This is a genomic window from Streptomyces sp. NBC_00273 (assembly GCF_036178145.1).
GTDB lineage: Bacteria > Actinomycetota > Actinomycetes > Streptomycetales > Streptomycetaceae > Streptomyces.
The window spans coordinates 6,180,457-6,201,955 of record NZ_CP108067.1 but is presented as its reverse complement, the minus strand read 5'-3'; the positions used below and the strand labels follow the sequence as shown (position 1 = coordinate 6,201,955).

Genomic DNA, 21,499 nt, shown 5'->3' with positions numbered 1-21,499 from the left:
GATTGTCAGTGGCGGATGGGACACTTCCGCGGGTGAGCTCTTACCCGCCCAGCAGCCCCGCGCAGCCGACGACCCTGCGGCAGCGGCTCGCCGGTCTGCGCGGCCCCGCCGTGCCGCCCCGTCCGCTCGACGCCCGGGCACTGGCGGCCCTCGCCGCCAATCCCGGCTGCGGCAGACGCGCCCTGCTCGACGGCGCCGGCGTGGACAAGACCGCCCTGGCCACGGCGCTCGGCTCCCCCGCCTCCTTCGGGCAGTCGCAGTTCGCCATAGTCCGCGGGAACTCCTTCGAGGCCAAGGTCAAGGGCGACGGCGGAGCCGAGCTGCTGCGGCTGGTCCACGCGCACCTCGCGCCCACCGCCGAGCCGCCCGGGTCCCCCGGGGCCGCCGCCCGCGTCCCCGACCTGACCGCCGCCGGCCCCGAGGGCCGTGCTGCCCGGACCGCGCTCGCCCTGCGCGAGGCGACCGCCGCCGGCCGGGACAGCGGGGCCTGGACGCTGCTGGACCACCCGATGCTCGCCCTGGAGGTGGCCGGCTCCCCCGCCTACCTGGAGCCCGACGCCGTCGTCGTCCACCCCGACGGCCGGTGGACCGTCGTGGAGATCAAGTCGTTCCCGATGGTCGACGGCGCGGCCGACGCCGCGAAGGTGGGCGCCGCCGCCCGGCAGGCCGCCGTGTACGTCCTGGCCCTGGAGAAGACCGCCGGGAAACTGCCCGGCGCCGAGGTCGGGCACACCGTGCTGCTGGTCTGCCCCAAGGACTTCTCCAACCTGCCCACCGCCGCCCCCGTCGACATCCGCCGCGAGCGCTCCGTGACCCGCCGCCAGCTGGACCGGCTGACCCGCGTCGAGGAGCTGGCCGCCGCCCTGCCCGAGGGCCTCAGCTTCGACCCGGCGACGCGGACCCCCGAGGAGCTGATCGAGGCGGTCTCCGCGGTCGACGCCGCCTACGCCCCCGAGTGCCTGGCCGCCTGCGAGCTCGCCTTCCACTGCCGCGACCGGGCCCGCGCAGCCGACCAGGTCACCGCGCTCGGCCGGTCGGTACGGGGCGAACTGGGCGCGCTGACCACCGTCGAGGCCGCCCTCGCGGCGGCCGCCGGGGCCGGCTGCGCCGAGGATCCGACCGCCGCCGCGCTGCACCGCGCCGCGCGGCTGCGCACCGAGGCCCTGGAACGGGCCGCCGCCCGTCCGCCGCACCACGCCCCGGAGACCCCCGCATGTCCCTGCTGAGCACCCTGGCCCGGCTGGAGGCCGTACGCGCGGGCCGCGCCCAGCCGCTCGTGACCGTGCGGCACCGCCACCTGAGCGAGCGCCCGATGGTCTTCGTGCCGCTGACCACGGCCGGTGAGGCGGGCGCCCCGCTCGGCGCCATGATCGGCACCGACCGGCACGATCCGCGGGTGTTCGTGATACCTCAGCCGCGCGACCGCGACCGGCGCTGGGCCTTCCTCGCGGAGCTGGCCGTGCAGGTGCTGGCCCACATCGACGCGTACGCGGACGTCGTGGAGCCGGCCGAGCGCAGCGAGACCGACCCGGAGACGGGCAAGCGGGTCAAGGTCGAGACCGAGCTGTGCGTGGACGCGCCGCAGCTGATCGTGCCGAGCCGGGCGGGCATCGAGTACGTGCGCCTGCTGGGGCGCTCGATGCGGTTCCGGCGCACCGCCGAGGAGGACCCGGACAATCCGTATCCGGCGCCCTCCCAGGTGCCGATGCTCGGTCGCTGGTTCACCCACCTCGCCGAGCGTTCGCGGGTGCCCGGCTCCTCGATGCTGCTGTCGGCCACCGACCTGCTGTCCCGGCACTGGGCCACCGGCCAGAGCAACCTGGAGGACCAGCACCTGGGCGCGCTCCTGGGCTGGATCGCCCCGCCCGAGGGCCGGTCGGGCGCCGAGGAGGCCCACCGGGCCGAGCTGGGCCGCGACAAGGACGGCCAGCTGCTGTGCCCGCCCGCCGGTCCGGCCACCGACCCGGCCTTCGACAACAAGCTGCTGGCGCCCGCCGTCGCCCGCTACGACGCCGCGCGCACGGCCCTGGCGGCCGGCCCCGGCGACGACGACCGGCACGTCCGGGCGGCCGAGCAGGAGGTGCACCGGCTGGTCGAGTCCCAGATGTCGGGCACCTGGCGGAAGACCTGGGAGGCGATCGACCTGCTGCGCTCCCTGCCGCCGGGCGAGCGCGCGGAGGAACGCTGGACGCGCGACCGCTGGTCCTACACCGGCCACCGGGACCGCGTACGGGCGGGCGAGCCGCCGCAGCCGCGCCGCGACGACGCAGTGACGGCCGCCCAGAAGCTGGCCACGCGGGAGACCGAACAGGTGCGGCTCGACGCCCAGGAGGCGCTGGACGACCCCCTGGTGATGGCGGGCCGGCGGCTCGCGGGCGAGGCCTTCGCCGGTGAGGTCACCGAGGTGGTGATGGAGTGGACGGAGTCGAAGCGGCCGAGCCCGCGCCCGCTGGTGACCGTGGTGACGGAGGACCGCCCGCAGCTCGCCGACGAGGGCGGCGGGAAGGTGTTCCGCTCGCTGGACGGGCGCCCGCAGAGCGCACAGTTCGTCCGCTTCGAGGAGGACGGGCGGCTGGTGCTGCGGCTCCTCGACAAGATGGGCCGCGGCCGGGACCCCGAGCCGGGGACGGTCCCGGAGAAGGGCGACCAGCTCTGCTGGACGCTCTTCGAGCACGATGCGCGCGGCGGCCCGAAGCTCCCGGAGCCCGAGCAGACCCCGTGGACGCACGGCGGCCCGCCGGGATCGGCGGGCGCCCTTCCCCTGCCCGACTCCGTGACCGACGAGGACCTGCTGTGACCACGACCGCCCCCTTCGACCCGGGCGCGGCGGCCGCCCGGGCGACCGCCGCGATCCTGGCCGACACCCTGCACGGGACCGAGCGGGGCGTGGTCGTCGACTCCCCGCCCGGAGCCGGCAAGTCCACGCTCGTGGTACGCGCGGCGCGGGAGCTGGCCGCGGCCGGACGCCGCCTGATGGTGGTGGCGCAGACCAACGCGCAGGTCGACGACCTGGTGCTGCGCCTCGCCGACAAGGACCCGGAGCTGAAGGTGGGCCGGCTGCACAGCAGTGACGCGGACGCCTACGACCCGGCGCTGCGCGAGCTGCCCTCGGTCACCCTGTCGGCCAAGCCGAAGGACCTCGCGGAGCTGCCGATCACCATCTCCACGGCGGCCAAGTGGGCCTTCGTCAAGGACGTCGAGCCCTGGCAGCACGCCATCGTCGACGAGGCGTACCAGATGCGCTCGGACGCGCTGCTGGCCGTGGCCGGACTGTTCGAGCGGGCGCTGTTCGTGGGCGACCCGGGGCAGTTGGACCCGTTCAGCGTGGTCGGCGCGGAGCAGTGGGCGGGCCTGTCCTACGACCCCTCCGCCTCGGCGGTGAGCACCCTGCTCGCGCACAACCCGCAACTGCCGCAGCACCGGCTGCCGGTGTCCTGGCGGCTCCCGGCGTCGGCGGCGCCGCTGGTCTCCCGCGCCTTCTACCCGTACACGCAGTTCCGCAGCGGTACGGGCCCGGGCGAGCGGCGGCTGTCGTACGGGGTGCCCTCGGACGGGTCGGGCCCGGACCGGGTGCTGGACGAGGCGGCCGAGGCGGGCTGGGGGTTGCTGGAGCTGCCCGCGCGGCACACCCCGCGCACGGACCCGGAGGCGGTGCGGGCGGTGGCCCTGGTGGTCCGCCGGGCCCTGGACCGCGGGGCGGTGACCTCGGACGAGCAGTCCCCGGAGCCGGCCCCGCTGACGGCGGACCGGATCGCGGTCGGCACGGCCCACCGGGACCAGGCGGCCGCGGTCCGCGCGGCGCTGGCCTCGCTCGGGGTCACGGGGGTAACCGTGGACACCGCGAACCGGCTCCAGGGCCGCGAGTACGACCTCACGGTGGTCCTCCACCCGCTGTCGGGCCGCCCGGACGCGACGGCCTTCCACCTGGAGACGGGCCGCCTGTGCGTGCTGGCCTCTCGGCACCGGCACGCGTGCGTGGTGGTGGCCCGGGCGGGCATAGCGGAACTGCTGGACGACCATCCCTCGACGGAACCGGTCCAGCTGGGCGTGACGGTCAAATTCCCAGATGGTTGGGAAGCGAACCATTCGGTACTCGCCCACCTGGCCGAGCACCGCGTTCCGTGGCGGCCTTGAAGATCGACATGTAGGGAACCGGGGACCCCCCCGAACGCATCCTTGAACATGTTCAAGTGAATGTGACCAGGGGGTTCTCAAATGACGTCCGTACGACGCAAGCGCATCACGATATGGCTTGCGATCACCGCCACGACAGCCGTACTGGCCTTCGGAGGCTGGTACGCGTACCAGGTGTCGGCGGCCTTCGTCGGCACCTTGGGCGTGCCGTGCGACGAGGCGGCCAAGTTCGTCCGCGCCGCCGAGCTGCCCGCGGGGACGCACGACCGGCGGTGTACGACGGGTCAGTGGATGAGCATCTCGTACGAGCTGGACTTCCGCGCCCCCCGGGAGGAGACGGAGGCATGGCTGCGGGCCTCCTATCCCGACACGGAGATCTCCCGCAAGTACTGCTCGGGCGCCGACGCGTGCGCGGAACCCCGGCCGAAGCGGGTGCCCAAGAGCAACAAGGACGGCCACCGGCTCGCGGACGCGGTCCGCGTCGAGCTCGACGACGAGGACGGGGGCGTCACACACGTACGGATCTCCGGCTGGACCGGCTGAGGCCACCGGCTCACGGCCGCCGGGTCAGGGCTTGCGCCGGGCGCCGAGCCGTTCGCGGAGCACCTCGCCGACCTCGGCCAGCGTGCGCAGCTGTTCCGGGGTCAGGACGTCGATCAGGTGGCGGCGTACGGACTCCACGTGGAGCGGAGCGGCGTCCGTGATCATGGTGACGCCGACGTCGGTGAGGACCACCTCCGCACCCCGGCCGTCGGTGGCCACCTCCTCGCGGCGGACGGCGCCGCGCTGCTCCATGCGGGTGAGCTGGTGGGACAGCCTGCTGCGGGACCAGCGCATCAGCTCGGCCAGCGCGCTGATGCGCATCCGGTGGCCGTCCGTGGAGCCGAGTACCGACAGGACGTCGTAGTCGGCCTCGGAGAGTCCGCTGTCCTGGGTGAGGTCGCGCGCGATCTCCGCATTGACCAGCGGGAACATCCGCCGCCACGCATACCAGGCGTCCTGTTCGGACTCAGTGAGCCAGCGGGGCCCGGGCTCCGGTGCGGGGGTCATGTCCGCCACTCTAGCCAGGTCGGTGACACATCACCTATCTAGTTGACATGTCATTCAGATCCTGGGTTTGATCAGGTGACACGTCAATGATCACCCCGACCGGGAGTCCTCACCATGACCCGCCTGCACGTCATCTCCGCCGCCACCCGCCCCACCTCCGCGGGCCGCCCCCTCGCCCGCTGGGTCACCGAGCAGGCCCGCGAGCGCGGCGGCTTCGACGTCACCTCCGTCGACCTCGCCGAGATCGCCCTGCCCTTCCTCGACGAGCCCGAGTACGCCTCCACCGGCAACTACGCGCACCAGCACACCCGCGACTGGAGCGCCCTGGTCGACTCGGCCGACGCCTTCCTCTTCGTCCTGCCGATGTACAACGGCGGCTTCACCGCCCCCTTCAAGAACGCCATCGACTTCCTCTACAACGAGTGGAAGGGCAAGCCGGTCGGCATCGTCAGCTACAGCGCCGGCCCCACCGGCGGCGCCCCGGCCGCCGAGATGCTGCTGCCGATCCTCACCCGTCTCGGCATGCTGCCCGCCGAGCGCTCCGTCGCGATCCCGGGCATCCCCAAGCTGCTCGGCCCCGAGGGCTTCCAGGCCCCGGAGGCGCTCGCCGGCGAGCTCGCCGGGGTCCTGGACGACGTGGCCGAACTGGCGGCCGGGCGCGCCGCCGAGGCCGTCACGGTGTGAGCCGGGTCCCCACCGGGTGCTCGTACGCGGCGTGCGCGCGCACCCGTACGCCGTAGCCGAGGGCGCCGCCCACCGGCCGCCAGGGCAAGGAGGCGCGAGCGACTGACGGCCGGTCAGCGCGATGCGGGCGGGGCGGGACGGGGCACGACGAAGCAGGACGCGCCCCGATCGCCTGTGCGACTCCCTCGCCACTGGGCCCGTCGACCTGCTCGTGCGCCTCACCGGCCATACGGGTGTTCTAGCCCGTCGCGCAGGGGTCTTGCGCGGCGTTGGACAATGGACGGTGGCCCGGAATCACGTCGCACGCGCAGCAGGAGGACACGCATGGCAGAGCACGAGCGGACCGAGCGGCGGCTGCGGCCGGCGCCTCTGCTCTTCGAGCCCTCGGAGGCCGTGGCGGACCCTGAGCACTTCTTCGACCTGGAGTCGATCGAGGACCCTCGGGAGCTGCTGGTCCGTGCGACCGAGCTGACGCTGGCCTTCCGGGCCGCGCAGGAGCGGGCGGTGGAGTTCCAGGCCCTGGCGGCGGCCCAGCTGGCGGATCCCCGCCGGTTCGACCGGCTCTCACCGGCGCTGATCGCCGAACAGGCCGAGTGGACCGAGGACTACGCCCGCAAGATGATCGAATTCGGCGAGACCCTCCAGCGCGGCACGGGCACGCCGTAACGCCTCGATCGACCGTCGGAGGAGCCGGACGCCCGGCTCCTCCGGCGGTTCGAGGGGCGCACCATACTCCGATGGCCGCCCCGCCGTCCCGGTTTTTCGTAACTCGCGGATACTGGTCCGCTACGGCGGGTAGACAATGGCATATGACGACGCTGACGACGGCTCCCGGCTGCACCGCCCTCCATGCGCACGACGAGCGCACCCGCACCGCGCCCGCCACCCACGTCACCCACCAGGGCGCCGCCTGGCTCACCTCAGGAGCCGCCCACCCCCGGCGCACCCTCGCGGTGTGGGAGGCCCGGCCCGGACTGCCCGCCACGCTGCCCTGCGGCGACCCCTTCGACGTCGTCAACGTCCCGCTCGTCCTCGGGCGCCGCATCCTCGACCTGCTCTGGGCCGAGGGCCCCGGCTCCGGGCCGGTCGCCGTGCACCGCGGCCGGATGCTGCTCTTCGCCGCCCCCGGCACCGCGCACCGGCTGCCGGCCCTCCTGGCGTGGGAGGAGTGGGGAGGCTCCCGCACCGCACCGGCGCCGCTGTGTCACGGCCGGGGCGACGCCGTCACCGTGCCGCCGCTGGCCGCCACGCCCGGGCAGTCCCGGTGGCTCGTGGCCCCCGATGCGCGCGAGCCCTGGCTTCCCGGGCCCGAGGCCCTGCTCTGGGCCTTCGTACGGGCGGCCCGCACCCCCGCACCGACCGGACCTGGGGATATCGATTTTTCGTTCCGCCGATCCTCCTGCTAATGTCTTCCTCGTCAGCAAGCGCCGCTAGCTCAGTTGGTTAGAGCAGCTGACTCTTAATCAGCGGGTCCGGGGTTCGAGTCCCTGGCGGCGCACAGACGGAAGAAGGCCCCCACGCGAGTGGGGGCCTTCTTCGTTGTCCGGCGGGGCGCGCCGCGGTCCGCCCCGCGGCACGCCCGGCGGTCAGGTCGTGATCTTCACCGTGTACGCGCCGGACCGGGTGCGGTCCGCGACCTCGATGGTGATCCGCTCCCCCGGCACGGTGTAGGTCTCGCCCACCTCCAGCGGCGCGTCCGCCAGCGGCGGGTACACCGAGCGGTCCCAGCACGCCTCCGTCGACGGGTGCGCGTCCAGCACCTCGATCGGGCCGCCGCCCGACGACGCCTCGTTGCGCACCCGGTAGACGAGGACGCCCTCCGTGCACGTGTCCCCGTCGTTGCCGGCGGAGCCCCGCGCCTCGACGGCGATCGCGCTGCCGGGGCCCGTACGGATCACCGCGAGCCGGGTGCCGCCCGTTCCGCCGCTCAGCGGGGCCTGGGCCAGGGGCTGCAGGGTGTGCAGCGAGGAGCCCGTTTGCACGCAGTCCACCTGGGAGGCGTCCAGCCAGCCCAGCTTCCACTTGTGCCAGGCGAAGAGGTCGGGGGCCATGCCGAACTGGCTGCCCATGACGTCCCAGTCCCCGACGTAGGTGTCCCAGTCGCCCTTGCCGTCCGTGGGCCGGTGGTAGAGGTCGGGCAGGTCGAAGACGTGCCCGGTCTCGTGGGCCAGCACGTTCCGGTCCGGCGGGTGGCGCTCGAAGACGGTGACGATCCGCCGCAGTTCCGTGCCGTCCGCGACGATCGGGTGCTCGAAGTTGACGACCTTCGTGGCGTCGGAGTCCACGCCGGGCGCGTCCGGGTCGGCGACGAAGTAGACGACGTCGTACTTGCGGAAGTCCACCTGGGCGTCGGCGGTGGCGACCGCGTCCCGCAGGTAGGAGGCCCGGTCCCCGGGAGCCCAGTCCCGCTTTATCCCGTACGCGGTGGACGGCTTGGGCATCTGGATCCACTGCTTCTGCGGGTGCGGGACCAGCCGGAACCGCCCGTACGAGGCCTGCTGGAAGAAGTCGCTGGTGGCGGGGAAGTAGTCGCCGACGATCTGGTCGGTGGTCAGGGCGCTGCGGTGGTCGGGGAAGGAGAGGAAGACCATGACGGCGTTGAGCGTGCGCACGGGCTTGGGGTAGGCGCCGTTCCAGGTGTCCAGGCCGAGGGAGTGGTGCGCCGAGGTGCGGGTCAGCGCGCAGGGTCCGGCTCCCGAGTCGGCCACTGCGGGACCGGCGACGAGCGACATGGCGGCGAGCGCCGTCAGGGAGGTGAGCGCCGCGGCGGTACTTCGGATGCGGGAGCGTTCCACTCCCCCGGGTGTCTGCTGTCGCGCCACATCGACCTCCGGTGGTGGATTCGTACCTGTTCATCCACCTTGAGGCGATTGTCTTACTAATGCCCTGTTCCGCTGCCCCACACGAGTGAGTAGTACGGCAAGTCGGTGACCCTCGAACTTCACGCCACTACCTACAGACAGTCACGACCGATCACCTGAGATCAGCAGGGGCCTCGGCATGCTCAGAGCCGCGCAGAAACGATCGCCCGGTCTTCCGTCGTCGATCCGTCATCACACCGAACCGAACCGTCTCAACCCGTGGCGCCGCTGGATAGGGCCTCCCCGCAGCCTCTATGATCGGCACACTTTCCTGCGCGGACACTCACGAACACTGCGGGAGCCAACGGTGAGCGGAACCTCAGAAGGAACCGGTTCGGCGGCCGACAGCATCCGATCGGCCATTACGGAGCGTCACCCGGCAGTGCCGGCAGTGCCATCGGTATCGGCCACTCAGGCCGCCCAGGCGGCGCCGGCCCCGCCGTACCGCGCCGTCGACTCGGACCTGCGCGACTACCGGGCCGCCTTCAACGCGGCCCACCTCGCCATGGCCGTCGTCGACCGCGAGGGCTACGTGGTCGCCGCCAACCAGGCCTTCGCCGGGCTGCTCGGCAGCGAACCGCACGCGCTCGTCCACCGGTCCGCCGCCGACCTGGTCGACCTGGCCGCGGAGGCCCGCACCTGGGCCGCGTACCAGGAGGTGCTCCGCGGCCGGCAGGCCCGACTGCGCTGCACCCGCCGCCTCAAACACCCCGACGGGCACTCGCTCTGGACCGAAGTCACCCTCGGACCCGTCCCCGACACCGGGGACGTCCTGCTGTCGGTGGCCGACATCAGCGACCGCCGCGACCTCCAGGCCCGCCTGCGCCACCTCCAGATGCACGACCCGGTCACCCGCCTGCCGAACCGCGCCCTGTTCTTCGAGCGGCTCTCCGCCGCGCTGGAGGCCGCCTCGTACGAACACGGCGGCGGCACCGGCCGGATCGGGCTGTGCTACCTGGACCTCGACGGGTTCAAGGCCGTCAACGACACCCTCGGCCACCGGGTCGGCGACCGGCTGCTCACCGCCGTCGCCGCCCGGCTCACCCAGTGCGCCGACCAGTCGGGCTACGGGCGCACCGGCGGGCACCTGGTCGCACGCCTCGGCGGCGACGAGTTCGCCCTGCTGGTCGAGGACTCCACCGGCACCGAACAGCTCGCGGACCTGGCGCGGAGCGTGCTGGCCGCCGTACAGGAACCCTTCGACCTGGCCGGGCAGCGGCTGTCCGTCTCCGCCTCGATCGGGGTCGTGGAGCGCGCGGCGACCGGCACCTCGGCGACCGGCCTGATGCAGGCCGCCGACACGACCCTGTACTGGGCCAAGGCGGACGGCAAGGCCCGCTGGACGCTGTTCGACCCGGAGCGCAACGCGCACCGCATGACCCGCCAGGCGCTCTCCTCCACGCTCCGACCGGCCGTGGAACGAGAGGAATTCGAGCTGGAGTACCAGCCGCTGGTGGACCTGGAGAGCGGCGCGGTCCGCGGGGTCGAGGCCCTGGTGCGCTGGAACCACCCGCAATTCGGCACGCTCACGCCGAATCGGTTCATCGGGATCGCCGAAGAGGACGGGTCCATCGTCCAGTTGGGACAGTGGGTCCTGCGGACCGCCTGCCGGCAGGCCCGCCGCTGGCAGATCGAACAGCCCAGCGACTCCCCGGTCTTCGTGTCCGTCAACGTCGCCGTCCGGCAGGTCTGGGACTCGGACCTCGTGGGCGACGTCGCGGAGATCCTGGCCGAGACGGGCCTCGCCCCGCAGCTGCTGCAACTGGAGCTGACCGAGTCCGCGGTGATGGGCTCGGCCGGGCGCCCCCTCCAGGCCCTCCAGGCGCTCAGCGACATGGGCGTGCGGATCGCGATCGACGATTTCGGCACCGGCTACTCGAACCTCGCCTACCTCAGCAGACTTCCTGTATCAGTTCTGAAACTGGACGGTTCGTTCGTGCGCGGATTCCGCTACGAGGAGGGCGCGCACCCGAACCCGGCCGACGAGACCATCGTCGAAGCCCTGGTCCAGCTCGCCCACCGGCTCGGCCTGACCGTCACCGCGGAATGCGTGGAGACCGCCGGACAGGCGGCACGGCTGCGGCGCGTCGGCTGCGACACCGGCCAGGGCTGGCTCTACTCGCGGGCCGTGGCCCCGGAGCGGATCGCCGAGATGATCGGCACCAGACCGGGCGCGGAACACCCCCGCTAGCCGTTCCACTTCGCCGCTTTCGGGCCGTCTAGGGGCCCTATCAGCGTTGGACAAGCCATATCCCCCTTGTGACGATCTTCGGGCCAAAGGTTCTTGACCAAGTTCCTTGATCCGTGGGGGAAAGCACCATGAAACTCACCCGTACCGCACTCGCCCTGACCGTCGGCGCCCTGGCCCCGGCCCTGCTCCTCGCCACGCCGGCCCTGGCCGCCGGCTCGGCCGCCGCCGCCCCTGCCAAGGTCGCCGCGGTCACCGCCGGGGAGTCGCCGTACGACACCATGTCGGACCACGACCTGCGCGTCGCCGTCGGCCGGATCCTGGCCGCCAAGCCGGGCAAGGCCGTCATCCGGGAGGCCAACAAGGCCCTCGACGGGACCATCGAGGACGTACGCACCTTCCTGAAGACGGGCCTGGCGATCGCCCAGGACGAGGACAACCGCGTCGCCATCGCCAAGATCTACGGCGACCCGGCCTCGGGCAAGGGCGTCAAGCGCGAAGCCATCAAGGCCTTCAACGGCACCGCCGCAGACCGCGCCGCGTTCCTGAAGACCGGTCTGGCGATCGCCCAGGACGAGGACAACCGGGTCGCCATCGGCAGGATCGTGTTCGCCAACCCGGCCACCGGCAAGGCCGTCAAGCGCGAGGCCAGCAAGGCCATGGACGGCACCCCGGCCGACCGGACCGCGTTCCTGAAGACCGGCCTGCGTCTGGCCCAGGCCGAAGACGACCGCGTCGCCGTGGGCGTGATCCTGGCCCGCCCGGGCATCAGCGAAGCCCTGTACGCGGCGGCCCAGAAGGTCGTGGACGGCACCCCGGAGGAGCTCCGCTACTTCATCACGGTCGGCCAGTTCCAGGTCTGACCCCTGAGACCGCGGTCCGCCCCCGGCCACTGCCCGGCCGGCGGCGGACCGCCCACGGCAGCCCCCGCCGAGGGGGCTGCCGCTCCGGCGTACGGTCAGAGGCTCCGGACGAACGCGGTGAACGCGGCTGCCGTGACCGTGAAGACCGGCCCGCCGGGGTTCTTGGAGTCGCGGACGGCGACCGCGCAGGGCTGTGCGGCCACCTCGACGCATTCGCCGCCGTTGGTGCCGCTGTACGAGGCCTTGCGCCAGGCCGTAGGGCCGAGGGGGGCACACTCGACACATTCGCCGCCGGTGTTCCCGCTATAACTCGACTTACGCCACCGCGCGTTGGTCAGGTTCTGGTTGATGCCCATAACGTTCCTCCATTACGCGGACAATCAATGCCGCCGAAGCCTCAACGGAGAGAGCAGCGGCCTGCACGTGAGCGTAACGAAGCGCGGCTTCCTTGACCGTGTCAGGGTTGGCCGTCATGTGTCCGGAGATGAGGTCCTCCGAATAGACCATGTCCGGGTCATCTTCGAACCTCATGGCGGTGAACGAGCCAATGAGGCTGGCGTGTTCACCAGCTGCAAAGGGCAGCACCTGGATCCGCACCCAGCGCTTCTCGCGAAAGCTCAGTAGGTGGGCCAGCTGGTCCCGCATGACCTCCAGGCCACCGATCGGTCGGTACAACGCGGCCTCGTCGAGCACCACCCACACCATGGGCGGGTGCTCCCGGTTCAAGATTCGCTGGCGTTCCAGTCGCGCGGCCAGCATGTCGTCCAACTCATCTGGCAGCCCGCTAGCCAGCACAGCGCGCGCATAGTCAGGCGTCTGCAACAGCCCGTACACCAGCTGCGCCTGATACGTGGAGATGTACGTCGCCCGAGCCTCCATTTCGGCGTATGGCTGGAACCACGTCGGCAGCACGCTCCGCAGGACCAGCCCCACCAGGCGGGAGAACACACCACCCGTGCCCAGCGCCGCGTCCACCCGTTCCGAGAAGTCGCGGGTCGGGACCCGCTTGCCGTTCTCGATCATGCCGATCAGCGACCCGGTGCAGAAGATGATCGCGCCCAGCTGGGCCTGCTTCAGGCCCGCCTCTTCTCTCAGCCTGCGCAGCTCGTAGCTGTAGTAGTCCAGCGGTGAGGCACTGGGATCGATGTCACGGACGACGGCCATGGGACGGCACCCCCAAGCGGAGAACGGGCTTGTGGCCGAGCGTAGCGATACCGACACGGAGCGATGTCCGGAATCCCGCAACCATGTGACACACCTCCGCCCCGCCCACGGGAGAGTGAGGACGGGGCGGAGGCGTCGCTCGGCGCGGGGTGGGGGGAGATCAGCAGGCGCCGAGGTCCTTCCAGACGCCCCACTCACCCGTGGTGCCCGGGGTCTCGTTCTGCGTCCACCACTGGGCCTTGTACTTGCGGCCGTTGTGCGCGACCTCGTTGCCGGCCGTGTAGACCGTGCCCGCGACGTACGCCGGGGTCGAGCCGCAGCCCGTCGGCGGGGTGGTCGGGGGCGTGGTCGGCGGGGTCGTGGGCGGAGTGGTCGGAGGCGTCGTCGGCGGGGTGGTCGGCGGGACCGTGGTGCCGCCGAGGGCGTCCGAGATCTGGTTGAGCAGGGTGGTGTTGTTGTCCAGGCCGAGCAGGGAGTACATCATCGCGCCGGCCAGGCCGCGCTGCTTGCCGTAGTCGACCCGGGCCTGGATGGACTTCTGGTTGAGGCCGGTGAAGAACTCGCCGTCCTTGTAGAAGTACGAGGCCTTGGCCTGGTCGTCCCAGAAGGTGGTCGCCGGGTTGTCGACGAGGCCGCCGAGCTCCTTGTAGTTGGCGATGCCGGCCTGCTGGCTGGTGGGGCGGGCGCCCGAGGCGCCGGTCGCGGACTGGGCGAGGCCGTTGTTCGCCCCGGCGGGGACGCCCTTCCAGCCGCGGTAGTAGAACTCGTAGCCCAGCGTCAGCTTGTTGGCGGGGAAGCCGCCGGTGATGCCGTAGGCCGGGTTGCCGTCGATCCAGGAGTCGATCGCGTTGTCGATGCTGTACTTCTGGGTGCCCGGCGCGATCGGGTCGGTCGGGTCGCCCGCCCCGGAGTAGAGCGGGGACTGGTGGTACGTGGGGCCGTCGCCGTCCCAGGCGCCGTGCATGTCGTACGTCATGATGTTCGCGTAGTCGAGGTACGCGCCGATCTTGTCGGTCTCGATGTACTTGATCTTGTCCTGGCCGGCCGGGAGGGCCGAGGTCAGCAGGTACTTCTTGCCGCCGTTGGCCTGGCCGTAGGCGTCGAGCTGCTCGCGGAACTCCTTGAGCAGGAGCGTGAAGTTCTGCTTGTCCTCGGGGGCGTAGTGGTTGCCGAGGTGGCCGCCGGACGAGCCCGGGTACTCCCAGTCGATGTCGATGCCGTCGAAGATGCCGGCCGCGACGCCCTGACCGCCGTAGCCGCCCTCGACCGGGAGGTTGCCCTTGATGTACTGGTCGATGCAGGAGGAGACCAGCTTCTTGCGGGAGGCGTCGGTCTTGGCCGCGTCGCTGAAGTACTTGGAGTAGGTCCAGCCGCCCAGCGAGATGTTGATCTTCAGGTGGGGGTATTTGGCCTTCAGCTGCTTGAACTGGTTGAAGACGCCGACGATCGGCTGGTCCCACTTGTCGGCGACCCCGCTGACGCTGTCCGCGGCACTGAAGGACTTCTGGTAGTCGGCGTACGAGTCGCCCGCGCCGTCACCGGCGTTGGGGTTGTTGTCGTCGCCCGCCGCCTTGTTCGCCTCGAAACAGGTGAGGTTGGTGGGGTGGATGTTGCCGAACGAGTAGTTGATGACGTCCAACTTGCCCGCTATGCCGCGGGTGTCGAGGTGCTTGGGGTAGAAGGCGTTGCCGTACACGCTCCACTGGTCGTAGTAGGCGATGCGGACGCCTCCCGCCGCCGCCGCGGCGCCGGCCGGGGCGCCGGCGGCCTGGGCGGTGCCGAGTCCCGCGAAGGAGGCCAGCGCTCCGGCGGCCAACGCGGCCGTGGCGGCGGCAGCGATGAGTGGTTTACGGATGTGCATGAGCTGTCTCCGTGGGGGTGGGAGGGGAGTTCAAGCGGTTCGGGTGAGAGAAGTGATAGCGATCACTCCACCCCCACGTCAATGGTTCGGACCAAAGAAGGACTAGACCACTCACGCGCTATTTCCCCAAGTCAGAGACCTGAGCGCACATCAGGAACCGCCCGCCACCCCGGGTGACGAGCGGTTTAAGGCTGCCTTCAGGTAGCTCTGCGCAAGGTTTCGGCAACAAACCAGCCAAACGCCGTTCGCACGGCGTCAATCGGCGGCGGGCGCCTCCACCGGCAAGCCGTACGCATCTGCGATGAGCTCGTACGAGCGCAACCGGGCCGCCCCGCTGTGGGCGTTGGAGGTCAGCATCAGCTCGTCCGCGCCCGTGCGCTTCGCCAGGTCGTCGAGGCCGGTGCGGACCTCGTCGGGGGTGCCGTGAACGACGTTCGCGAGCCAGCTGTCGACGAACTCCCGCTCCAGCGGGGAGAACGCGTACGCCGCCGCCTCTTCGGGCGTCGGGATCAGGCCGGGCCGTCCGGTGCGCAGGCGCAGCATCGACAGCGCGCCCGTGAGCACCTGGGCGCGGGCCGCCCCGTCGGTGTCGGCGGCGAGCGCGGAGACGCCGATGACGGAGTAGGGGGCGTCGAGGACGGCCGAGGGGCGGAAGCTCTGGCGGTAGAGGTCGAGCGCGGGCAGGGTGCCGGCCGCCGAGAAGTGGTGGGCGTAGGCGAAGGGCAGGCCGAGCTCGCCGGCGAGGCGGGCACTGAAGCCGGAGGAGCCGAGCAGCCACAGCGACGGCCGGCCGGCGGGGCCCTGGACCGGGCCCGGTACGGCGTGCACGCGGGCGTACGGGTGCCCGTCGGGGAAGTCGTCGTCGAGGAAGCGGGTGAGCTCCGCGAGCTGCCGGGGGAACTCGTCGGCGGCCTCGTCGAGGCGACCCGGTCCGCGCAGCGCGAGGGCGGTGCGGCCGTCGGTGCCCGGGGCGCGGCCGAGCCCGAGGTCGATCCGGCCCGGGGCGAGCGCCTCCAGGGTGCCGAACTGCTCGGCGACGGCGAGCGGGGCGTGGTTGGGCAGCATGACCCCGCCGGAACCGAGCCGGATGCGGGAGGTGTGCGCGGCGAGGTGGGCCAGGATCACGGCGGGCGAGGAGCTGGCGACGCCGGGCATGGAGTGGTGCTCGGCGACCCAGTGGCGGTGGTAGCCGCGGGATTCGGCGAGGCGGGCGATCTCGACGCTCGTGCGGAGGGAGGCGTGGGCGGTGCTGCCGGCGCCGACGGTGACGAGGTCCAGGACGGAGAGCGGTACGGTCGCCCGGCCGTGGGCGGTGCCGCGGATCCCGCTCGCGTTCCGGTTCTCCGCCGCACCCGTCCTCACGTGGGCCCGTGCGTCGTCCCCTGCGTCACTCATGGTCGCTCCCGTTTCGCTCTACCGTACGTGCGGCATCAGTGCGACACCGTACGAAGAACTCGAACCGTGGGCGGTCGCCGGGCATTCCCGGAGGGAGCGAGGGATGATCATGCCGCTGGCATATGCCAGTGGAGTAGGTCCAGGCAGACAGACATAATTGAGCCAGCAATCTCCCCAACCGGCGCTCCACATGGGCCTCTTGATGGCTATCGTGGTAGGGCAAGCGGTAACAACCTGCTAGGGGGAAACCGTGGCGCTGAAGCCCGAGCCGACCGCGCCGTTCCACTCGGTGCAGTACGCACTACGCGTACTCGAAACGATCGCACGTCACACCGGCGGTGTGACGGACGTGCAGATCGCGCGTGAGACCGGCCTGCCCGCAGCCCATCTCGCTCCGATGCTGCTCATGCTGCGCCGGGAGGGATACGTCCTGCAGGTGTCCGACGGTGCTTACGCCATAGGGGATTCCCTCGTCCTGCTCGGCTCCGGCATCGACCGGCAGCAGGCGCTCACCGACAAGCTCCAGGAGACCCTGGACCGGCTGCGCGACTCGGTCGGCGCCGCCGTCTACATCAGCCGGTACGTGGACGGCGAGGTCAGGATCACGCAGTTCGCGGACAGTCCCCGCACCCCGAAGGTGCACGAGTGGGTCGACTTCCGCTCCGCCGCGCACGCCAGCGCGGTCGGCAAGTGTCTGCTGACGCAGCTCGACCTGAACGGGCGGCGCGACCACCTGTCCCGGCACAAGATCGCGCGGCTCACGTCGAAGACGATCGTGAACGAGCGGATCCTGTTCTCCAAGCTGGATGCCCAGCCCGCCACCGTGCCCATGCTGGACCTGCAGGAATACGCCGTGGGCACGGTCTGCGCGGCGGTCCCGATCACGGCCGGGGCCTCGGTGGGCTGCCTGGCCCTGTCGATGCCGGTCGAGCACGCGCACCGGCTGCGGGCCGCGGCGGACACCTTGAACCGGAAGGCCGCACCGTTGCTGCTGTCGCTCACGCTCTAGCGCCGGCAACCGGGACGACGGCGGGGCGGCACTAGGCCCGACGGGCTCGGAAAACACTTCGGGCGGTTCCCGGTGAGACCGGAAACCGCCCGAAGGACAGGTGCGCCGCCAGGGACTCGAACCCCGGACCCGCTGATTAAGAGTCAGCTGCTCTAACCAACTGAGCTAGCGGCGCCTGCTGACAGAGAAAATACTACCTGGTCCTCAGGGGTGCTCAAAACCATTAGCCGCGGAGGTAGGCGAGGACCGCCAGGACACGGCGGTGGGTGTCCTCGGCGGGCGGCAGGTCGAGCTTTCCCAGGATGTTCCCGATGTGCTTGCCGACGGCCGCCTCGGACACCACCAGCTCCCGGGCCACGGCCCCGTTCGACTTCCCCTCCGCCACCAGGCCCAGTACCTCCCGTTCCCGCGGGGTCAGCGCCGCCAGCGGGTCGCGCCGCCGGCGCAGGAGCTGGCGTACGACCTCCGGGTCCACCACCGTGCCGCCGGCGGCCACCGTGACCACCGCGTCGAGGAACTGCTCCACCTGCCCGACCCGGTCCTTCAGCAGGTAGCCGACGCCGCCGCCGTCCCCGGAATCCAGCAGGTCGGCGGCGTACGAGCGCTGCACGTACTGGCTGAGCACCAGCACCGGCAGGTCCGGGCGCGCGGCCCGGAGCTCCACGGCGGCGCGCAGTCCGTCGTCGGCCAGGCCCGGGGGCATCCGTACGTCGGTCACGACGATGTCCGGGTCGTGGACGGCCACGGCGCGACGGAGCTCGTCCGCGTCCCCGACGGCGGCCACCACCCGGTGTCCGAAACGCGTCAGCAGGCCGACGAGCCCTTCGCGCAGCAGGACCCCGTCCTCGGCGAGGACGATCTTCAAGGACTCACCGGACAAGGGATCTCCAGGCTCAGAACGGTCGGGCCGCCGGGCGGGCTGGTGATCGTCAGTGTCCCATCGAGGACCGCGATCCGGTCGGCCAGTCCGGTCAGCCCGGACCCGGCGGCCGGGTCCGCGCCGCCGCGGCCGTCGTCGGTGACGTCTATGAGCAGCGCGGCACCGGTGTGCCGGGCGGTGACGGCGGCGCGGGCGGCGCCGCTGTGCTTGCCGATGTTGGCGAGGGCCTCGCAGACCCCGAAGTAGGCGGCGGCCTCGACGGACTCCGGCAGGCGCGGCAGGCCGGTGCTCAGATCGGCGTCCACGGGGACGGCGGACCGCTCGGCGACGTCGGCGAGGGCGCCGGTGAGGCCGTAGTCGGTGAGCACCTGCGGGTGGATGCCGTGGATCAGCTCGCGCAGTTCCGCGAGGACCTTGCCGGCCTCGTCGTGGGCCGTCGCGAGCCGGTCGGCGAGCGGGCCCGGGGGTGCGTCGAGGCGGGCGAGGCCGAGGGTCATGGTGAGGGCGACGAGCCGCTGCTGGGCGCCGTCGTGGAGGTCGCGCTCGATCCGGCGGCGCTCGGCCTCGAAGGCGTCGACGAGCCGGGCCCGGGAGCGGGTGACCTCGGCGAGCAGGCCCTGGAGCTCGCGCCCGCGGGGAGCGAGCAGGGCGCGGGTGAGGGCGGCGCGGGCCCCGGCGAGGGCACCGAGCGGATAGAGGAGGGCGGGGAGCAGCACGGCCCCGGCGGCGGCGACCGCGAAGGCGGGCGGGTAGGAGGTGACCAGCCAGAGCTTGACCACCTTGACCTCGCCGTCGGCGGCGAGGACGAGCTGGAGCGGGGTGGTGAGCAGGAGCAGCGGCAGACCGAGCAGGGCCGCGACGACGGCGAGGTCGACCCACCAGAGCAGGAGGCCGTGCAGGACGGCGTAGGCGAGCTCGCGCCAGGTGGCCTGCTCGCGGTAGCGCAGCCGGGCCCAGGCCAGGAGGCCGGGTTCGGCCGGTGTGCGGTGGGGGGTGCCGGCGGGGCCGCGGTCGACGAGGCGCAGCCGGCGGCGCTCGACGGCGCCGGCCGGTACGCCGACGAGCCCGAGCAGGGCGAGCAGCGGCAGGCCGACGAGGACGAGGCTGAGCGTGGCGCCGACCCCGGCGAGGAGCACGAGGACGAGGAGCACGGGGATCCCGGTGAGGACGCTCCCGCCGAGGTACCCGGCGGCCCGCCAGGGCCAGGCGGAACGCAGGTACCGGCCGCGGGCCAGGGCCTGCCAGGGGGTGCGGGGGTGATCGTCCATGCGGGCACGCTAGCCGCGTACCGCCCGCCCGGACCATGGACCCAGTGGGCGTCCGCCGGGTATGCCCAGCCCCACCCCCGGGCCCCGCCCGGCCCCGCGCCTCAAACGCCGGCGGGGCTGGACTTCGCGGCGCGGCATGGTCTCACCAGGGAATCGGCCCGTCCTCGGCCAGAAAGGCGCCCGTCGGGCCGTCCTCGCCCACGGTCGCCAGGTCAACCGCCACGGCCGCGCCCTCCTCCACCGTGCGCATCCCGGTGTGGCGGTTGAGGTCGGTCGCGCAGTAGCCGGGGCTCACCGCGTTGACCAGGATCCCCTCGGCGCGCAGTTCATTGGCGTAGAGCACGGTGATCGCGTTCAGCGCGCTCTTCGAGGTGCAGTAAGGGAGGAGGATCGAGTAGTAGGCGGACCACGGGCTGCCCGCGTCGGCCAGGTGGGTCAGGGAGCCGAGTTCGCTGGACATGTTGACGATGCGTGCGGCGGCGGAGCGGCGGAGCAGGGGAAGCATGGCGTGGGTCACCGCGATGACGCCGAACACGTTGGTCTCGTAGACCTGCCGGAAGGTAGCGGCTGAGGCTTCACTCGGCTTTTGCGGTGCAGCGGCGATCGCGGCGTTGTTGACGAGGATGTCGAGGCGGCCGAACGTGGCGTCGATGTGCTTGGCGGCGGCCTGGACCGAGTCCTCGTCGGTGACGTCCAGCGGAACGAACCGTACGTCGGCGCCGCCCGCGCGAAGCTCCTCGGCCGCCGCCTCGCCACGCCCGGCGTTGCGGGCGCCGATCAGCACGGTGATGCCGAGGGCTGCGAGCCTGCGCGCCGTTTCCTTGCCGATGCCCTTGTTCGCGCCGGTGATCAGAGCAGTCTTCTGCGAAGTCGTCATGGCACCCAGCCTCCCCTCACCCACGGGCGGTAGGGAAAGACCAGAAGGCTCTCGATCTATAGTCCACAGATATGAGTGAGCTAGAGGTGCGGGAGCTGAGGTACTTCATCGCGGTCGCCGAGGAACTGAACTTCAGCCGGGCCGCGCAACGCCTGGGGATGGCGCAGCCCCCGCTGTCGAAGACGATCGCTCAGATGGAGTCCCGGCTCGGGGTACGCCTGCTGGAGCGCACCACCCGGCAGGTGAGGCTGACCAACGCCGGTCAGGTGCTGCTCGACCAGGCCCGGATCGCGGTCGACGCGGTGCACGCGGCGGCCCGGCGAGCACGCCGGGCCGGTCAGCCGACACCCCAGCTCGTCGTGGCGGTCAAACCGGGAGGCGATGCCGGGCTGCTGGGGGAGATCCTCGCCGCCTACCGGGGAACGGGTTCGCATCTGCCGCCGCCTGAAGTCGTCGTCGGCGGCAGCGGAGAGCCGATCGCCATGCTGCGGGACGGCCGCGCCGACGTAGCGCTGCTGCGCAGCCCGTTCGACGGTCAAGGGCTGGATTCCCAGACGCTCGTGGTCGAGCCGCGACTGGCCGTCCTCCCCGCCGCGCACCGCCTGGCCGAACGCCGGCGACTGCGGCTGACCGACCTCAAGGGCGAACCGATCCCGCGCTGGAAGGGGGCAGCCCCCTCCAACACCGCCTACTACAACGGGTACGACGGCGCAGAAGCGGGCGAGGGCCACACGGGCTCGGCGCCGGCTGACACTCCTGAGGGGCCGCTCGTGGCCAGCGTCGAGCAACTCCTGGAGGTGGTCGCGCTGGGGCAGGCGGTGGCGTTCCTGTCACGTTCCACCACCGAGCGGCACCAGCGCCCGGACATCGCGTACCGGCCGGTCACCGGCCTCAGCCCCAGCGCGGTCATGGTCGCCTGGCCGGAGAGCTCGCGATCCGCAGCCGTCGCCGCCTTCGTCCAAGCCGCCCACGACGTCGCCACCCACCACCCTGACCACGTGACCGCACTGGCCTGACCGGCGTACTCAACCCCTGGCGGTCGCAGCCGTTGGCGGGAGGCGTGCCCCGGGGCGTACGAGGTGGCGCATCGTCACGTCCCACTCGTTCGGGTCCCGGGCGCTGAGCTGCTCGAAGAGACGTCGGTCGCCGTCGAGCGCCACCTCGTCCGGCAGCGGCTGCGGGTCACCTTCGGTGATCTGGGCGTCGTACGTGTGCACCGCCAGGCGGCTCCCGTGGACGGTGCCGGAACCCCGACAAGGGCGGGC

Annotated in this window: 20 protein-coding genes, 2 tRNA genes and 1 pseudogene; 12 read left to right on the top strand and 11 right to left on the bottom strand. The window is 72.0% G+C overall.

Annotated elements, in window-relative coordinates; genetic code table 11:
• The first annotated feature begins 32 nt into the window (after positions 1-32).
• The 4 genes from OG386_RS27445 to OG386_RS27430 all read left to right on the top strand — a co-directional run bounded on the left by OG386_RS27445 (position 33) and on the right by OG386_RS27430 (position 4,677).
• Positions 33-1,226 carry a hypothetical protein gene (locus OG386_RS27445; protein ID WP_328790319.1) on the top strand — a complete coding sequence of 398 codons (1,194 nt, stop codon included), beginning with the start codon at positions 33-35 and terminating at the stop codon, positions 1,224-1,226.
• Entirely contained in the window at positions 1,214-2,797 is a 1,584-nt protein-coding gene (locus OG386_RS27440; RefSeq protein ID WP_328790318.1) for a hypothetical protein, read from the top strand. Before OG386_RS27445 ends, OG386_RS27440 begins: the two co-directional genes overlap by 13 nt.
• Positions 2,794-4,134 (top strand): AAA domain-containing protein, encoded by a 1,341-nt coding sequence (locus OG386_RS27435; RefSeq protein ID WP_328790317.1) that lies wholly within the window; start codon positions 2,794-2,796, stop codon positions 4,132-4,134. Before OG386_RS27440 ends, OG386_RS27435 begins: the two co-directional genes overlap by 4 nt.
• Positions 4,135-4,215: 81 nt before the next feature.
• Positions 4,216-4,677, top strand: a complete 462-nt coding sequence (locus OG386_RS27430) for a hypothetical protein (RefSeq protein ID WP_328790316.1) — start codon at positions 4,216-4,218, stop codon at positions 4,675-4,677.
• A 24-nt stretch (positions 4,678-4,701) separates the two neighbouring features.
• Here OG386_RS27430 and OG386_RS27425 read toward each other — a convergent pair whose 3' ends face one another.
• A complete protein-coding gene (locus OG386_RS27425) occupies positions 4,702-5,184 on the bottom strand; it encodes a MarR family winged helix-turn-helix transcriptional regulator (protein WP_328790315.1) in 483 nt (160 codons plus the stop codon).
• 114 nt (positions 5,185-5,298) lie between these two features.
• On the opposite strand from OG386_RS27425, the gene OG386_RS27420 reads away from it, so the two are divergent.
• From OG386_RS27420 to OG386_RS27405, 4 genes and pseudogenes are all read left to right on the top strand, one after another.
• Positions 5,299-5,868 carry an NADPH-dependent FMN reductase gene (locus OG386_RS27420; protein ID WP_327385264.1) on the top strand — a complete coding sequence of 190 codons (570 nt, stop codon included), beginning with the start codon at positions 5,299-5,301 and terminating at the stop codon, positions 5,866-5,868.
• 324 nt (positions 5,869-6,192) lie between these two features.
• On the top strand, positions 6,193-6,534 hold the full coding sequence (locus OG386_RS27415; protein WP_328790314.1) for a hypothetical protein: 342 nt from the start codon (positions 6,193-6,195) through the stop codon (positions 6,532-6,534).
• A 143-nt stretch (positions 6,535-6,677) separates the two neighbouring features.
• Positions 6,678-7,302 (top strand): annotated as a pseudogene (locus tag OG386_RS27410) (bifunctional DNA primase/polymerase).
• A tRNA-Lys gene (locus OG386_RS27405) sits at positions 7,293-7,366 on the top strand. The pseudogene OG386_RS27410 and the gene OG386_RS27405 overlap by 10 nt, the downstream one beginning before the upstream one ends.
• A gap of 88 nt (positions 7,367-7,454) precedes the next feature.
• On the opposite strand, the gene OG386_RS27400 is transcribed toward OG386_RS27405, so the two are convergent.
• A complete protein-coding gene (locus tag OG386_RS27400; protein ID WP_328790313.1) occupies positions 7,455-8,690 on the bottom strand; it encodes a M6 family metalloprotease domain-containing protein in 1,236 nt (411 codons plus the stop codon).
• Between the two features lie 346 nt (positions 8,691-9,036).
• On the opposite strand from OG386_RS27400, the gene OG386_RS27395 reads away from it, so the two are divergent.
• Entirely contained in the window at positions 9,037-10,920 is a 1,884-nt protein-coding gene (locus OG386_RS27395; protein ID WP_405787331.1) for a putative bifunctional diguanylate cyclase/phosphodiesterase, read from the top strand.
• A gap of 128 nt (positions 10,921-11,048) precedes the next feature.
• Positions 11,049-11,780 carry an ALF repeat-containing protein gene (locus OG386_RS27390; RefSeq protein WP_328790312.1) on the top strand — a complete coding sequence of 244 codons (732 nt, stop codon included), beginning with the start codon at positions 11,049-11,051 and terminating at the stop codon, positions 11,778-11,780.
• Positions 11,781-11,875: 95 nt separating this feature from the next.
• Here the strand turns inward: OG386_RS27390 and OG386_RS27385 are convergent, their stop codons facing one another.
• From OG386_RS27385 to OG386_RS27370, 4 genes are all read right to left on the bottom strand, one after another.
• Entirely contained in the window at positions 11,876-12,136 is a 261-nt protein-coding gene (locus tag OG386_RS27385; RefSeq protein WP_328790311.1) for a DUF397 domain-containing protein, read from the bottom strand.
• Positions 12,096-12,944, bottom strand: a complete 849-nt coding sequence (locus OG386_RS27380) for a helix-turn-helix domain-containing protein (RefSeq protein WP_328790310.1) — start codon at positions 12,942-12,944, stop codon at positions 12,096-12,098. The genes OG386_RS27385 and OG386_RS27380 overlap by 41 nt, the downstream gene beginning before the upstream one ends.
• A gap of 160 nt (positions 12,945-13,104) precedes the next feature.
• Positions 13,105-14,805, bottom strand: a complete 1,701-nt coding sequence (locus OG386_RS27375; protein ID WP_328790309.1) for a glycosyl hydrolase family 18 protein — start codon at positions 14,803-14,805, stop codon at positions 13,105-13,107.
• A gap of 255 nt (positions 14,806-15,060) precedes the next feature.
• Positions 15,061-16,200 carry an LLM class flavin-dependent oxidoreductase gene (locus tag OG386_RS27370; RefSeq protein WP_328790308.1) on the bottom strand — a complete coding sequence of 380 codons (1,140 nt, stop codon included), beginning with the start codon at positions 16,198-16,200 and terminating at the stop codon, positions 15,061-15,063.
• A 250-nt stretch (positions 16,201-16,450) separates the two neighbouring features.
• On the opposite strand from OG386_RS27370, the gene OG386_RS27365 reads away from it, so the two are divergent.
• Positions 16,451-17,209 carry an IclR family transcriptional regulator gene (locus tag OG386_RS27365; RefSeq protein WP_030012142.1) on the top strand — a complete coding sequence of 253 codons (759 nt, stop codon included), beginning with the start codon at positions 16,451-16,453 and terminating at the stop codon, positions 17,207-17,209.
• Positions 17,210-17,310: 101 nt separating this feature from the next.
• On the opposite strand, the gene OG386_RS27360 is transcribed toward OG386_RS27365, so the two are convergent.
• The 4 genes from OG386_RS27360 to OG386_RS27345 form a co-directional block, all read right to left on the bottom strand.
• Positions 17,311-17,384: transfer RNA gene (locus OG386_RS27360), tRNA-Lys, on the bottom strand.
• Between the two features lie 48 nt (positions 17,385-17,432).
• On the bottom strand, positions 17,433-18,089 hold the full coding sequence (locus tag OG386_RS27355) for a response regulator transcription factor (protein ID WP_328790307.1): 657 nt from the start codon (positions 18,087-18,089) through the stop codon (positions 17,433-17,435).
• Positions 18,071-19,357: a sensor histidine kinase gene (locus tag OG386_RS27350; RefSeq protein WP_328790306.1), complete on the bottom strand. Its 1,287-nt coding sequence runs from the start codon at positions 19,355-19,357 to the stop codon at positions 18,071-18,073. Before OG386_RS27350 ends, OG386_RS27355 begins: the two co-directional genes overlap by 19 nt.
• A gap of 142 nt (positions 19,358-19,499) precedes the next feature.
• Positions 19,500-20,234, bottom strand: coding sequence for an SDR family oxidoreductase (locus tag OG386_RS27345; RefSeq protein WP_328790305.1), 735 nt, complete (start codon positions 20,232-20,234; stop codon positions 19,500-19,502).
• Positions 20,235-20,305: 71 nt separating this feature from the next.
• Between OG386_RS27345 and OG386_RS27340 the strand changes: the two genes are divergently transcribed.
• Positions 20,306-21,250 carry a LysR family transcriptional regulator gene (locus OG386_RS27340; protein WP_328790304.1) on the top strand — a complete coding sequence of 315 codons (945 nt, stop codon included), beginning with the start codon at positions 20,306-20,308 and terminating at the stop codon, positions 21,248-21,250.
• Positions 21,251-21,259: 9 nt separating this feature from the next.
• Here OG386_RS27340 and OG386_RS27335 read toward each other — a convergent pair whose 3' ends face one another.
• Complete coding sequence (locus OG386_RS27335; RefSeq protein ID WP_328790303.1) at positions 21,260-21,451, bottom strand: hypothetical protein; 192 nt, start codon at positions 21,449-21,451, stop codon at positions 21,260-21,262.
• Positions 21,452-21,499: the final 48 nt, after the last annotated feature.